Annotated in this window: 13 protein-coding genes and 2 pseudogenes; 7 read left to right on the forward strand and 8 right to left on the reverse strand. The window is 68.4% G+C overall.

The genetic code is table 11. The features are described from left to right. Positions 1-284: 284 nt before the first annotated feature. The 3 genes and pseudogenes from ABZZ74_RS50005 to ABZZ74_RS50015 form a co-directional block, all read right to left on the reverse strand. Positions 285-974: pseudogene (locus ABZZ74_RS50005) on the reverse strand (transposase); the annotation flags it as partial. 443 nt (positions 975-1417) lie between these two features. After that, positions 1418-2461, reverse strand: a complete 1044-nt coding sequence (locus ABZZ74_RS50010; RefSeq protein WP_356950793.1) for an alpha/beta hydrolase — start codon at positions 2459-2461, stop codon at positions 1418-1420. Between the two features lie 557 nt (positions 2462-3018). Beyond that, positions 3019-3903: an aldo/keto reductase family oxidoreductase gene (locus ABZZ74_RS50015; protein WP_356950794.1), complete on the reverse strand. Its 885-nt coding sequence runs from the start codon at positions 3901-3903 to the stop codon at positions 3019-3021. A gap of 93 nt (positions 3904-3996) precedes the next feature. Here ABZZ74_RS50015 and ABZZ74_RS50020 point away from each other — a divergent pair, with 93 nt between their 5' ends. From ABZZ74_RS50020 to ABZZ74_RS50035, 4 genes and pseudogenes are all read left to right on the forward strand, one after another. Beyond that, complete coding sequence (locus ABZZ74_RS50020; protein ID WP_356950795.1) at positions 3997-4860, forward strand: LysR family transcriptional regulator; 864 nt, start codon at positions 3997-3999, stop codon at positions 4858-4860. 272 nt (positions 4861-5132) lie between these two features. Next, a pseudogene (locus ABZZ74_RS50025) lies at positions 5133-5297 on the forward strand (NAD-binding protein); the annotation flags it as partial. Between the two features lie 178 nt (positions 5298-5475). Then, on the forward strand, positions 5476-6033 hold the full coding sequence (locus ABZZ74_RS50030; RefSeq protein ID WP_356950796.1) for a hypothetical protein: 558 nt from the start codon (positions 5476-5478) through the stop codon (positions 6031-6033). A 167-nt stretch (positions 6034-6200) separates the two neighbouring features. Next, positions 6201-7187 (forward strand): helix-turn-helix domain-containing protein, encoded by a 987-nt coding sequence (locus tag ABZZ74_RS50035; protein ID WP_356950797.1) that lies wholly within the window; start codon positions 6201-6203, stop codon positions 7185-7187. Positions 7188-7961: 774 nt separating this feature from the next. On the opposite strand, the gene ABZZ74_RS50040 is transcribed toward ABZZ74_RS50035, so the two are convergent. The 3 genes from ABZZ74_RS50040 to ABZZ74_RS50050 all read right to left on the reverse strand — a co-directional run bounded on the left by ABZZ74_RS50040 (position 7962) and on the right by ABZZ74_RS50050 (position 10096). Further along, on the reverse strand, positions 7962-8906 hold the full coding sequence (locus tag ABZZ74_RS50040; RefSeq protein ID WP_356950798.1) for an NADP-dependent oxidoreductase: 945 nt from the start codon (positions 8904-8906) through the stop codon (positions 7962-7964). 97 nt (positions 8907-9003) lie between these two features. Further along, positions 9004-9579, reverse strand: a complete 576-nt coding sequence (locus ABZZ74_RS50045) for an NAD(P)H-dependent oxidoreductase (protein WP_356950799.1) — start codon at positions 9577-9579, stop codon at positions 9004-9006. 49 nt (positions 9580-9628) lie between these two features. Further along, positions 9629-10096 (reverse strand): cupin domain-containing protein, encoded by a 468-nt coding sequence (locus tag ABZZ74_RS50050; RefSeq protein WP_356950800.1) that lies wholly within the window; start codon positions 10094-10096, stop codon positions 9629-9631. Between the two features lie 285 nt (positions 10097-10381). Here ABZZ74_RS50050 and ABZZ74_RS50055 point away from each other — a divergent pair, with 285 nt between their 5' ends. After that, positions 10382-10885, forward strand: coding sequence for a MarR family winged helix-turn-helix transcriptional regulator (locus tag ABZZ74_RS50055; RefSeq protein ID WP_356950801.1), 504 nt, complete (start codon positions 10382-10384; stop codon positions 10883-10885). Positions 10886-10994: 109 nt separating this feature from the next. Here ABZZ74_RS50055 and ABZZ74_RS50060 read toward each other — a convergent pair whose 3' ends face one another. After that, complete coding sequence (locus ABZZ74_RS50060) at positions 10995-11228, reverse strand: hypothetical protein (RefSeq protein ID WP_356950802.1); 234 nt, start codon at positions 11226-11228, stop codon at positions 10995-10997. Positions 11229-11585: 357 nt separating this feature from the next. Between ABZZ74_RS50060 and ABZZ74_RS50065 the strand changes: the two genes are divergently transcribed. Further along, positions 11586-12086: a cupin domain-containing protein gene (locus ABZZ74_RS50065; RefSeq protein ID WP_356950803.1), complete on the forward strand. Its 501-nt coding sequence runs from the start codon at positions 11586-11588 to the stop codon at positions 12084-12086. A gap of 37 nt (positions 12087-12123) precedes the next feature. Here ABZZ74_RS50065 and ABZZ74_RS50070 read toward each other — a convergent pair whose 3' ends face one another. Further along, the gene (locus ABZZ74_RS50070; protein WP_356950804.1) at positions 12124-12327 is read right to left on the reverse strand and encodes a hypothetical protein; all 204 of its coding nucleotides are present in this window, start codon (positions 12325-12327) and stop codon (positions 12124-12126) included. A gap of 142 nt (positions 12328-12469) precedes the next feature. On the opposite strand from ABZZ74_RS50070, the gene ABZZ74_RS50075 reads away from it, so the two are divergent. Continuing rightward, on the forward strand, positions 12470-12693 hold a 224-nt coding region (locus tag ABZZ74_RS50075), incomplete at its 3' end, for an ATP-binding protein (RefSeq protein WP_356950805.1).

The following is a 12693-nucleotide window of genomic DNA, read 5'->3' on the forward strand; positions in this document are numbered from 1 at the left end:
GAGTTGCTCCGCATGCGGAGCAACGCATGGTCTCTGTGGCGACGGGTGCACCCGCAGGCGGTTGATCGTCAACGGTTGAAGTGCAGCCAACAGTAGGAACGGCCGTGCGGGGAAAGCGTGTACGTTTGCGACACCAGATGGGATTCCGGCGACACCTTCATCGGAGGACACACAAGGACCTGGCCGACGCCCGGCTCACCGACGCCGATCTCTCCCCGGCCACGATCGCCACGCACCTGCACGTCTCGGTCCGCACCCTGCAGCGGGTCTTCACCGGTGAGTTGGTCGTACTGGTCCAGATACAGCCGGGCCAGGAACGCATGGTGGTCCCGGAACCGGCCGGTCAGGGCCTCGATCAGCTCGGGGATCTTGCTGCGCATGCGTCGTTTGGCCAGTTCGGCCAGGGCCTGCGGGTCACATTCCCCGGCGATGAGGGCCTCCAGCATGGCCCGTCCAGAGACGCCCATGATGTCGGCGGCGACCGTGGCAAGTTTGATGCCGGTGTCCTCAAGGAGTTTCTCCACGCGTTGGACGATCTGTCCGCGCTCGCGGGTCATCTGGGTGCGGGCCCGGGTCAGATCCCGCAGTTCGCGCACCGGCTGCGGCGGCACGAACGAGGGCCTCACCAGACCGTGGGCGCCGAGCTGGGCCAGCCAGGCCGCGTCCGAGACGTCCGTCTTGCGGCCAGGCAGGTTCTTGACCTGCCGCGCGTTGACCAGGATCACGTCCAGGTCCTCAACGAGCAGGTAGTAGAAGGGCTTCCAGTAGTCCGAGGTCGCTTCGATCACGACGAGTTTGACCTCGGCGGCGAGCAGGTGGTCCCGCAGGGCCAGTACCGCGTTCGTCGTCGAACCCCAGGTCGTGGTCTCGGTGGTGAACGAGCCCCGCCGTTTCATACTCGGGGTGCGCACGCACGCCTTGGCGTCCTTCTTGCTGATGTCCAGGCCGGCGCAGCGTTCGTGCAGCAGGTCCATGACCTTGCTCCTCCCCGGTCAACGGCCAGACGGTCCGCCGTTCCGGGAGGGCCAGGGTGAAACAGGAATTCTGACGCCCGTGCTCACAGCAACACTCCACGGTGCCCGTGGAAGGCCCCCAGCACCACGCTGACCTGCGAGCTCACCGGCATCACAGAAGCCTCGGTTTCGGCCGGAACGAACCCCACCAGCGTCCCGGACCGCCATCACCCCACGTCAGGGCAGACAGAAGCACCTCCGGTGCGCGCCACGGCATTTACCACGCCCCCGGCGCGCACTGAAGGTGCGCTGAGTCGCCGACCTGACTGGTTGTCAGTTTCCTGCGAGGTCAGCGCCCTCGACCGCCCGCTTACGCTGCTGTCCTTGTCGACACAGCCGACGCAGAAGTGGACGGTGGCCGAACTCCTGTTACCCAGTCTTGCTGGGAGCCGTGCCACGTCCTGTCAGAGCTTGCGGGACAGCCATGTGTCGATGGTGTTGGTGGTGCTGTCGGCGTTGCGCTGGAGGGCCAGGTCGTGGCCGGCTCCGGGAATGGCCTTCACGTCGACGTCAGGGCTGGCCGGGTAGGCGGCGGTCTCCGCTTTGAGGGTCTTGTCCAGGTCAGAGGGGTCGAAGTACAGGCCATCGTGCTGGCCCACGAGCGACAGGAGGGGAACGTCGACGCTTTTGCCGTAGGCGTCGTTGCTCTGCTCGTCTCCGAAGGAAGTGAATTCCCCGATGGTGGCGGTCTGCTTGGCCGCATCGTCGGCCTTGACGGTGCTCAGGTCGGCGTTGAACGGCCAGTAGAGCAGCTGGCGCATGCCGTCCCGGGTGGTGAGGGAGCCGTCCGGTATCGCACGGTCGGTGAAGGCGGCGTCTTCGGCGGCGGGGTGCATCGCAGCATTGAACAGCAGCTGACCGGCGCCGGCGTGGTGCATGAATCCCGTGACGACGACAGCGTCGACGTCTTTGTAGGTCGCGGCTTCCTGGATGGCGACCACGCTGCCCATGGAGTGGCCGACCAGTGCGACCGGCAGCCCCTTATGGGCGGCCTTCAGCTTGGTGACCAGTTGGTGGATGGTGGCGGAGTGAGTTGTGCCGTTCAGCTCGTCCGCGGCCGGTCTGCTGGAGTTGCCGGTTCCCAGGCGGTCCACGGCGACGGTGATCCAGCCGTCCTCAGCCGCCTCGCGGGCCTGCGAGATGCTGCCGCGGTCTGTCATGAGATCGAAATACCGGTGGTCATAGGTGACGCCCGGGATCATCACCTGGATGCCCCGCACGCGGGCGCGGGTCGGTCGGTATTCCACGGCACTCACCGTCTGGTCAGCCGGTCCGCTGCCGGTGAGTGAGACCTTTTCGGTGATCGTGTGGCGGGTGACGCCTGATGCGCGCTCGGAGGCGGCCGACGCGTTTTGGGGCGCGAACGTGACGGCGGTGACGAGCAGCGCGGCGGACGCCGCGCCCACGGTGAGAAGGGCCACTGGGTGTCGGGGCTTGGTCGACGACATGGAGAATCCTTGCTGTCTTGGCCGAGCGTGGTCTCGGATGGCCTCAGCAGGCGCCGCGGCTGATGGCGAGTGGGTTGTTGGTCGAGCCGTAGCTACCGGTAGGCAGGTCGGCCTGTCATCGGAGCGGCCTGGAAGGGGTGGGCGGCGGTCACGTACCGGTAGTTGCGGACCGCGTTCGCTGATCTCGGCGCCTGGGGCGATGGCCGGCCACCAGCTTCTGCAATGACGCGATCTGTCTTCGTTGATCGGGGCATGGTATCGCGGCCCCAGCACGCGAGCAGGCCGACGTCAGCGCTGGTCGTCGTGGACTGTTCCGTGGCCTGGGCTCACCACTGGGCCGTCGGCATGCCCGTGGACGCCGGTGCCCCCTTCTGCCCTCAAGAAGACGGTCGAGGCGGTCCAAACCACGCGTGGAAAGGGCGGAGTGGTGGCGGGCGCCGACCATGCGGGCAGGGACGCGCAACGAAGTCACTGCCGTCCCGGCCGGCATGGCGTTTCGCGGCTACTGCTCTGGATCCGCGGCTCGACCTCACCGGACGGACTCGCCCCGGGCAGGTTCAGCGGCCGATCTTGTCCAGCTCGGCGAGTTCCTCCTCGGAGAGCGAGAGTCCCGCGCCGGTGACGTTCTCGCGCAGGTGGGCCACCGACGAGGTGCCGGGAATGAGCAGGATGTTCGGTGACCGCTGCAGCAGCCAGGCCAGTGCGACCGACATCGGTGTCGCATCCAGCCGGGCGGAGACCGCGGTCAGCGCCGCGGACTGCAGCGGGGTGAAGCCGCCGAGCGGGAAGAACGGAACGTAGGCGATGCCCTTGGCGGCAAGGTCGTCGATCAGTTCGTCATCCTGACGGTAGGCGAGGTTGTACATGTTCTGCACGCACACGATCGGCGCGATCGCCTGCGCCTCGGCGACCTGCTCCGCCGTCGTGTTGCTCACTCCCAGGTGCCGGATCAGGCCCTCCTGCTGGAGTTCGACGAGGGCCTCGAAGGGCTCGGCGAGCGAGCCGGGCCGGGGGCCCTGGGCGTCGCCGAGCCGGAGGTTGACCACGTCGAGAGCGTCGACTCCGAGGTCCTCAAGGTTCTCGTGTACGGCGCGGCGCAGATCCTCGGGCCGCCGGGCAGGGGGCCAGCCGCCCTGCTCATCGCGGACCGCGCCGACCTTCGTCACGATGTGAAGGGATGCGGCATAGGGGTGCAGCGCTTCACGGATCAGCTGGTTGGTGACGCGTGGACCGTAGGCGCCGGAGGTGTCGATGTGGGTGATGCCCAAGGCGGCGGCCTCCCGCAGGACGGCGAGCGCGCCGTCGTGATCGGCGGGCATGCCCATGACGCCGGGGCCGGCGAGCTGCATAGCGCCGTACCCGAAGCGGTTAACGGTCAGGTCGCCCAGGGTCCAGGTGCCGCCGGGCAGTGACGGGGAGGGTGTGTTCGTGGTGTCGCTCATGCCGTCGATGGTCACTCCCGGACAGGCATCGCATCCAATACCGATACGGTGCCCTGTCATACCCAGTGGGTATCAACGAGGTATGCTGGGGTCATGGTCACCTTGGAGACCCGCGAGCTGAGGTACTTTCTGGCCGTCGCCGAGGAACTGCACTTCGGCCGTGCCGCCAAGCGCCTCGGCATGGCGCAGCCACCGCTGTCCCGGGCGATTCAGCAACTCGAGCGGCGCCTCGGCGTCGCCCTACTGCAGCGCAACCGCCGCGGCGTCGCCTTGACCGACGCCGGAGAGATGCTGCTGCACGAGGGCCGCGCGGCCCTCGACGCGACCACCGCCGCCGCCCGCCGCACCCGCCGCGCCGGCGGCGCCGACCGTCCGGGCAGCTCCCGCAACCGCCTGGTACTGGCGGTGAAGGCCGGCTCATCCCACGAACTGTTGCACAAGCTCCTCGACGCCTACGCGGCCGAGCCCGACGCCGCCGAGATCGAGGTACTGCCGAGCGGCACATGCGAACAGGGCGAGATGCTGCGTGACGGCCGCGCCGATGTGGCGCTCATGCACGCGCCGTTCAACTCCCTCACCGGGTTCGACAGCGAGGAACTGATGACCGAAGGGCAGATCGCCATCTTGCCCGCCGGGCACCCCCTCGCCACGCACAGGACACTGTCCCTCGCCGACATCAGCGACATCCCCGATCTTCCGCTCGCCCGCTGGGCCCACGACGGTGTCTACCCACCCGGCCCGGGCCCCGAGATCCGCGACCAGACGCAGCTGGCCCAGTTGATCGCCCTCGGTCGCACCGTGGCCGTCTTCCCCGACTCCGCCCGCTCCTGGCTGTGGGCCGAGCACACCGCCGTCCCCCTGACCGACGCGCCCCCCGTCGTCACACACCTCGCCTGGCCCGCGCACAGCCGCTCCCTCGCCCTCGCGGGGCTGATCCGCACAGCCACCCGGCTATGACCGGCCTCGGAGAAGCTCGGATGACTCATCACAGCGTCCCCCGACGCACCCGACCACCTACCAGACCGACAGCCTGGGGCTGAACCTGGTCGAACGGCTGGAAATCTTCGACGTCAGTGACGACGACCCTGACCTGAACGCCAAGATCCAGGAACTACACCGGCGCCGCAACGAGCTCAACCCGCAGATCGCCGGCATGCTCGCCGACGTGCCCACCTACGCCGGCTCCGGCGTGGACGACTGACCGAGACCCCGGAGAAGGAGAAACCGTCATGGGCAAGCACGTCGTCATCGGCGCCGGTTCCATCGGTACCAACGTCGCCCGTCTGCTCGCCGAGCGCGGCCAGAGCGTCCGGATCGTCACCCGCAGCGGCTCGGGCCCCGAGCACCGGCTGATCGACCGGGTCGCCGCGGACGCGTCCGACCCGTCCCGCCTGACCGAGCTGTCCCGCGGCGCGGAAGTGATCTACCACTGCGCCAATCCACCCTCGTACACGATGTGGGAGCGCCTGTTGCCGCCCCTGCAGACGGCGGCCATCACCGCCGCCAAGGCGAACGACGCCGTCCTCGCTGACCGGCAGCCTTTACGCCTACGGCCCGCAGCCCGGTGGCCGGATGAACGAACACTCCCCCATGGCCGCCACCGGGCACAAGGGCCGCCTGCGCGGACGCATGTGGGAACAGGCCCTCGCCGCGGGCATCCGCACCGTCGAGGTCCGCGGCTCCGACTACATCGGCAAGGACGCCAACGGCATCTACTCCCTGGTCATCGAGCCGGCCCTGAAGAAGGGGAACGCGGCCTGGATCCCCGGCCACCTTGACATGCCGCACACCTTCACCTTCAACGGCGACATGGCACAGGCCCTCGTCACGCTGGCCTCGGACGAACGCGTGTGGGGCCGGCCCTGGCACGTGCCGTCTCCGCCGGCCGTCACCATCCGCGAGCTGGCGCGGCGCTACGCCGTCGCGGCGGGCCGGCCACCGATCAAACTGATCCAGATGCCGCGCTTCGTGATGCGTACGGCCGGGCTGATCGTGCCGATCGCCCGCGAGATGGCCGAGATGGACTACCAGTGGTACGCGCCGTTCCACATGGACGCGACGGAGACAGCCGACACCTTCCGCCTGACCGCCACCGACCTCGACACCGCCGTCCGCAACGAGGTCGGCTGAACTCCCACACCGGCAGGCTGACGGCATGGCCGCCGACACCGTGAACGTTCGCGGTCACGGCATTAGGAACTCGGCACGGCAGGCACTTGAACCGCAGCGGCGTCGGGACAGAACATGTACGCCACAAGAAGGCGTCGGAACATCGAGAAGGAGTTGGATCACCGGAGATGAACAGCACTGGATCGCAGACCGACCTGGTGCCCGGGGCGTTCGCCGTGGATTCCAGGGTCCCGGGTGCCGCACCGCGAGGATTCGATGCCTTCCGTCGTGGATGGCAGACGCAGATCGGCGATGTCTTCCCCCTGCCGGCCTTCAGCCCGGCCACGATCGCCGACTTCCGGCTCAAGGGACGCGTCACCAGGGTGTGCGATGTGGTGATCGCTGATCTCCACATGGCGTCGGCCACCCGGATCGCGGACCCCGCGGGCGGCGATCGGGACCTGGTGGAGATCCACGTATTACGGCGCGGCGCATGGACGTTGGGCGGCCTGCCCGAGCGCTACGAGCACACCGTATCGACCGGGCAGTTCCTCCTCCGGCACTTCGGGCGGCAGATGCCCTTCGAGACGGCGCCGCACACCACGGCGCAGTTCCTTTTCCTGCCCTCCGCGACGCTCAGATCCCTGCTCGGGAACCGGACTGTCATCGGGCCGGCGGACTCGGCCGAGATGCGCCTGCTGACGGCCCACACGAACATGATCCAGAAGACGGCCACCGACCTCGGCCCGGCCGGTGTGCACGCCGCCCACAGCACCCTGATCGAACTGGCCAAGGCCGTGGCGGTGCGCCGCTTCGACGACGTGGAACCACAGTTGGCTCCCGCGCTCGTCCGGGCCGCGAAGGACCTCGCCAACAGCCATCTCGCCGATCCCGAGCTGTCCCCGGCGATGCTGGCGCGCGAGTTCAACGTCTCCGTACGCACCCTGCAACGGGCATTCGCCACGGCGGGCGAGTCGGTGACCGCCTACATCCGCCACCGGCGGCTGGAAGAAGCCCGGCTCGCCCTCACATCGCCATCCGGCCGGTGGAGCGTCTCGGAACTGGCCGCCCACTGGCACTTCGTCGACAGCAGCCACTTCATCCGCGTCTTCAAGAAACACTACGGCCAAACGCCCACCGAATATGCCCGCTCGACCGGATCGGCCGCACGCTGAACGGACCTGAAGCAGGGCCTGACGCATGAACTGACCGATGACGCCGGGAAGTTGACCGTACTGTATTTACCAAATGTCACCACCCCGCAGAACGCCACGAGTTAAAGACAAGCACACTCGAAGACGATCATGGACGAAAACCCGGCCCGCTTCTTCGGACAGTCAAAGTACTACGGAGCGGCTTTGCCATCATGGTCACCATGAGTCAACGAGACCGCTCCCGTCCCCTGGCTGTGCAACACAACTTCAGCGACGATGAAATCGAGCACGGACTCAAAGCTGTTCGCCTCTACGCCCCCGCCGTTTCGTACTCGGGGTGCGGATGCAGACCTTGGCGTCCTTCTTGCTGATGTCGAGGCCGGCACAGCGTTCGTGCAGCACGTCCACGGTCTTGCTCCCTCCCTCTGCGAACGGCTAAGCGGTACGCCGTTCCGGGAGGACCAGGGTGGATCAGGAATTCTGACGCACGCGCTTCACAGCGACACTCCACGGTTCCCGTGGACGGTCCCCAGCACCACGCTGACCTGCGAGCTCACCGGCATCACAGAGGCATCGGTTTCGGCCGGAACGAACCCCACCAGCGTCCCGGACCGACATCAGCCCACCTCAGGGCACACAAGAAGCACCTCGGCGCACGCCACGGCATTTACCACGCCCCGGCGCGCACCGAAGGTGCGCTGGATCGCTGACCCGAGAAGTCAGAGCTTCCGGCGGCGATAGTGCTCACCTGCTGACAGCTACGGAATCGAGCATTCCCCGGCTCCGTATCTCCCATTAGACGGTGGACGGGACGACGATGGCCTTGCCGTGCACCGCGCCCTCAGCCGCGCGGGCGTGCAGCGCCGGCAGCTCGGCCAGCGGCACCCGCTCGGCGACGTCGACGCGCAGCTCGCCGCGGTCGACCAGCGCCACCAGCTGCGCCAGCTGCTCGGCGTCGCTGCGGACGAACAGGTCGATGCCCCGCACGCCGCGCTCCTCGTCGGAAGGCGCGGGCATCCACACCGTGGTGTTGACCAGGACTCCGCCCGGACGGATCAGCGTGACGAGCGCGGCGAGTTCGGCCGGGTCGACCGGTGCGAGGTTGAGTGCGAGATCGACCGGTTCGGTCACTGCCGCGGTCACGCTGGTGGTGGTGTGGTCGATGACATCGTCGGCGCCGGCCGATGTGACCGCCTCGCTGCTGCGCCGGCTGGCCGTGGCGATGACGTGGGCACCGGCGTTCTTGGCCAGTTGCACGGCGTAGCCGCCGACCGCTCCGCCAGCGCCGTTGATCAGCACGCGCTGCCCGGCCGTCAGCTTGCCGTGGTCGAACAGCGCCTGCCAGGCGGTCAGGCCCACCAGTGGCAGCGCTGCGGCGTCGGCCAGCGGGACGCTCTTCGGCGCCGTCGCGAGGATCTCGGCCGGGGCGATGACGTACTGCGCTGCGGCGCCGGGCTTGTCCATCGGCAGGAAGCCGACAACCTGGTCGCCGACCGCGATGCCGTCCACGCCCTCGCCCAGCGCGTCGACCGTGCCGGCGACGTCGATGCCGGGAGTGTGCGGCAGCACCACCGGGATGGGGCCCCGCATGAAGCCGCCGCGGATGTTGCCGTCGACGGAGTTGAACGACGTCGCGGCGACCCGGATCCGGACCTCACCGGCCCCGGGGACGGGCTGCTCCACGTCCTCGTAGCGAAGGACGCTCGGGTCGCCGTACTCGTGGAAACGCACTGCCTTCATTTCGGTTCTCACCTTCACCGCGATCGAAGCTGCTTCGAATTCGAAGCAACTGTTGATGACGATACCTCTGCTTCGAATTCGAAGCAAGTGCTGTCGGTCACTGCCGGTGCGAGCGCATCGCCGCGGCGAGTTCGGCGGCGGCCTGGTCGATGCAGGTGTGCAGCCGCCCCTCGTCGCTTTGAGTCGTGGCCTGCCAGTCGGCGGGGCCGGCGACAACGACCGTCGGCACAGGGTCGGCGTGCAAGCCGGTCAGGCGTCTGCGCGTCACCTGCGTGAGGTCGGGCGGCTGCCGGCGGGAGCCGCTGCTCAGCGCCAGCAGCACCGGCATGCCGGAGAGGACTCCGTCCCCGAGGACGGCGAAGAACGAGTCGAACACCTCGCTCGGGGATGCGGCGAGCACCGGGGTCGCCACCACGAGCCCGTCGGCCGCCACGACCGCCGCGATCGCCTCCCGCAGGTCGCGGCTGGCGCGGCGCTGGGCAAAGTGCTGAGCGAGGTCGGGCGCCAGCCGGTGCAGCTCCAGCACCTCCACCTCGGCGCGCGCACCTCCGGCCGCCAGTGACCGGCACACGGCCTCCGCCACCCAGTCCGCGAGTCGGCGAGTCGGACGCGGATAGCCGGCACCGGCGCTCACCACAGCCAAGGACACCGGACTCCACGCGGCGGTGCTCATCCCGGCATCGTGTTCTCGGCTTCTTCCCCGCGGCCGGGCTGTGGTGCCGTCACCGGGGAGGGCGGAGGACGACGTTGCCGGACAGTTCCGCGGCTTCGGCGAGCAGCTGAGCGGGGATCTCGAAGCCCTCCGGGCGCGGCTCACGAAGGTCACGGCCCGCGCGGCGGAACATCTTCTCCAGCCCTCCGGGGGTCGAGATGAACAGCAGATCCGCCTTCTCTGAAGTGATGCGGTAACCGTGCGGAATGCGCCGGGGCAGGAAGACGATGCCGCCCTCCCGTAACTCGTGCTCCTCCTCGTCGGCCCACACCAGCGCCGAACCGGACAGCAGCAGGAAGACCTCATCCTGGTTGTTGTGCACGTGGAACGGCGGTGCCTCGCCCTTGCTGACGTCGAAGCGGCCGACGGTCAGCTGCCCACCGGTCGCCTCGGCGTCGAGCAGGACGCTAAAGACAATCCCGCCGATCCACTCGCGCTGCTGCTGGTCCTCACGTTGCGCGAGATGGGGGATGCTCATGGCCGGTCCTCGGGATCCGTGGGCGGCGGCGCCGTCCTCCCTTCCGTAACCCTGCACCGCACCACTGCCCGATCTCCACGTTCTGCGGTGCTCACTCGGGCCCAACACTGCCCACACCGTGCGCTCACGAGGCCACCACATCGGACCGGTGAGAGCCTCGCCTCCGCCCAGTCCCCCGCCCAGGATGGCACCGGAACTCACGGAAAAGTGCAGTTCCAACTCCGCCGAGGTGGCTGGAACGGCGGCACGCCACACTCTTCGAATTCGAAGCAGTAGACTGCGGACATGCCTGATTCACCGCCGTCGCTCGACCGTGTGCAACTCGGCGCCTACTTCGACCTCGTCGAGGTGACCAGCCTGCTCCGGCATGCGGTCGAGCAGCAGCTGCGCGAGACCGGTGATCTCAGCTATGTGCAGTTCCAGCTGCTGGCCCGCCTCGGAGACTCGCCGACGGGCAGTCACCGCATGACCGACCTCGCCGACGGCGTCGTCTACAGCCGCAGCGGCCTGACGTACCAGGTAGGTCTACTCGAAAAGGAGGGCCTGGTCGTCCGCGCTCCCTCGCTGCACGACGAGCGGAGCATCACCGTCACCATCACCGATGCCGGGAGTGAGCTGCTTGCGAAGGTGCTGCCGGGGCACGTCGAGGTGGTCAGCGGCCTGTTGTTCGAGCCGCTTTCGCGCGACAACGTCAAGGCTCTCGCGAGCCTGCTGGCGCCGGTACGCGACCATATGCGCTCGACACCGCCCCGCTCGGCCACGCCTCGCCGCCGCAAAGGCGGAGCATAAGGACTCGACAGGCGTCGGAGCCCCGCAGGCCGCAGCGGAACAGGACGCGGCGAGACGCCGGGCTGGCCGCGGCAGTCGCCGGTGAACCGGGACGGAGGACGCCGAGGCGTCAGGTTGGTCGGCGGGCGAACTGGGCTGGTGCTTCTTGAATGCGCGGATAAAGGCTGCTGTCGGTGAAGTGCCAGCGCGCGGCGGCTTCGGAGACAGTCAAGGGCGACGAGCCCCAGAGCTCGTTGACAGCGGTGTGCTGCGGGGTCACCCAGCGCATCGCTCCCTGGAAGCCGTCGATCGTGGAAGCGCTGAATTCCGGCCGAGGGTACAGGTCCCCCAAGCGGTGTTCCATGTGTCGATGAACGGCTCCCCCGTCCCCCGGCCGGTGCCGGTGGAGTCGGCGTCGACGGTGAACGTGCCCATCCTGTCGCCCGGGCCGAGGAAACGCGGCCTGCTGCTCATGTGTCCTCCGCGCCGACGAAGATGTCGCCGGAATCCCATCCGGTGTCGCAAACGTACACGCTTACTACACATGGCCGTTCCTACTCTTGACTGCACTTCAACCGTCAACAATCAACCGCCCGCGGGTGCACTCGGCTGAGCCGTCGGCCCTGCACGCCGACGCCGCGGGCGCTCTGCCCAGCGGCAAGGTCGTCGTCGCGCCAGGCGACCGCCTCCCACCTGACCGACATCTGAGGAGACGACCGCGATGATCCCCGACGACGATCCGTCCCGGTCGCTGACCGTCGCGAACCCCGACGACCCCGGCACGACGTACATCTCGCTGGTGGGCAACACGTACGCCATGCTGGTCACCGGCGAGCAGACCAACGGCCAATACTGCCTGATCGACATGCGCATCCCCGACGGCGGCGGCCCACCGCCGCACCGGCACGACTTCGAGGAGATGTTCACGATCCTCGAAGGCGAGATCGAGTTCACTTTCCGCGGCGAGAAGCACACCGTAAGGGCCGGGTCCACGATCAACATCCCGGCCAACGCGCCGCACAACTTCCGCAACGCTTCGGGTGCGCCGGCCCGCATGCTGTGCATGTGCACCCCCGCCGGCCAGGACGAGTACTTCCTGCGCATCGGCGATGTCGTCGCGGGCAAGGACGCACCGCCGCCGCAGCTATCGGAGGACGAACTCGCGGAACGCCGCCGCCGCGCGGCCGAGCTGGCCTTGACCTACCGAAGCGAGTTCCTGTAGCCCGCAGGGGCCGACAAGCCCGGCCGTCGGCCGAAGCTCACCGAGCCTGGGCGGCCTTCGACAGCTCGACGTCATCCAGGACTCGGCCGGGCCCGGTCCCGCTCCAGTCACGGATGTAGCCGGGCTGAACGGTGTAACCATGATGAGCAGCCCAGCGGCGCAACTGCGGACATGCCGACAGCCTTGGCGAGGTGTGATCGCGCCAGTGACGCCCGGCCGCGCCGAGTTCTGTGGTCGCCATGCTGCTGAGCGTGCCAGGAGAGGCGATTGCCTCTCCTGGCACTGGACTGGCCATCTCCACGAAAATGGTTCTCCGGGACCATCCGTCTCCTGTCCGACCGTGGAGGCAGGACAAAACCAGAAAAGAGCGCGGATTGGAAGCGGTGGGCCTGGCGGACCGGCTGGCGGAGGCTCAAGCCCGTGCGCTGGTGGGAAGGGAGCCGGAGCGAGCGGTGCTCGACCGGATGCTGTCGGGCGCGGCGGACGCCCCGCTCGTGGCCTACATGCACGGCCCCGGCGGCATCGGCAAGTCCTCGCTGGTGCGCTACGCCGCCCGGCAGGCCGAACGGGCCGGCCGTCGCGTGGTGCACGTGGACGGACGGTTCCT

Source organism: Streptomyces sp. NPDC006476, from assembly GCF_040612015.1.
Lineage (GTDB): Bacteria > Actinomycetota > Actinomycetes > Streptomycetales > Streptomycetaceae > Streptomyces > Streptomyces griseorubiginosus_B.

Excerpts from the sequence above, each read along its gene's own strand:
- ABZZ74_RS50010 (WP_356950793.1), bottom strand. The coding sequence starts at position 2,461 with ATGTCGTCGACCAAGCCCCGACACCCAGTGGCCCTTCTCACCGTGGGC.
- ABZZ74_RS50015 (WP_356950794.1), bottom strand. The coding sequence starts at position 3,903 with ATGAGCGACACCACGAACACACCCTCCCCGTCACTGCCCGGCGGCACC.
- ABZZ74_RS50020 (WP_356950795.1), top strand. The coding sequence starts at position 3,997 with ATGGTCACCTTGGAGACCCGCGAGCTGAGGTACTTTCTGGCCGTCGCC.
- ABZZ74_RS50030 (WP_356950796.1), top strand. The coding sequence starts at position 5,476 with ATGAACGAACACTCCCCCATGGCCGCCACCGGGCACAAGGGCCGCCTG.
- ABZZ74_RS50035 (WP_356950797.1), top strand. The coding sequence starts at position 6,201 with ATGAACAGCACTGGATCGCAGACCGACCTGGTGCCCGGGGCGTTCGCC.
- ABZZ74_RS50040 (WP_356950798.1), bottom strand. The coding sequence starts at position 8,906 with ATGAAGGCAGTGCGTTTCCACGAGTACGGCGACCCGAGCGTCCTTCGC.
- ABZZ74_RS50045 (WP_356950799.1), bottom strand. The coding sequence starts at position 9,579 with ATGAGCACCGCCGCGTGGAGTCCGGTGTCCTTGGCTGTGGTGAGCGCC.
- ABZZ74_RS50050 (WP_356950800.1), bottom strand. The coding sequence starts at position 10,096 with ATGAGCATCCCCCATCTCGCGCAACGTGAGGACCAGCAGCAGCGCGAG.
- ABZZ74_RS50055 (WP_356950801.1), top strand. The coding sequence starts at position 10,382 with ATGCCTGATTCACCGCCGTCGCTCGACCGTGTGCAACTCGGCGCCTAC.
- ABZZ74_RS50060 (WP_356950802.1), bottom strand. The coding sequence starts at position 11,228 with ATGGAACACCGCTTGGGGGACCTGTACCCTCGGCCGGAATTCAGCGCT.
- ABZZ74_RS50065 (WP_356950803.1), top strand. The coding sequence starts at position 11,586 with ATGATCCCCGACGACGATCCGTCCCGGTCGCTGACCGTCGCGAACCCC.
- ABZZ74_RS50070 (WP_356950804.1), bottom strand. The coding sequence starts at position 12,327 with ATGGCGACCACAGAACTCGGCGCGGCCGGGCGTCACTGGCGCGATCAC.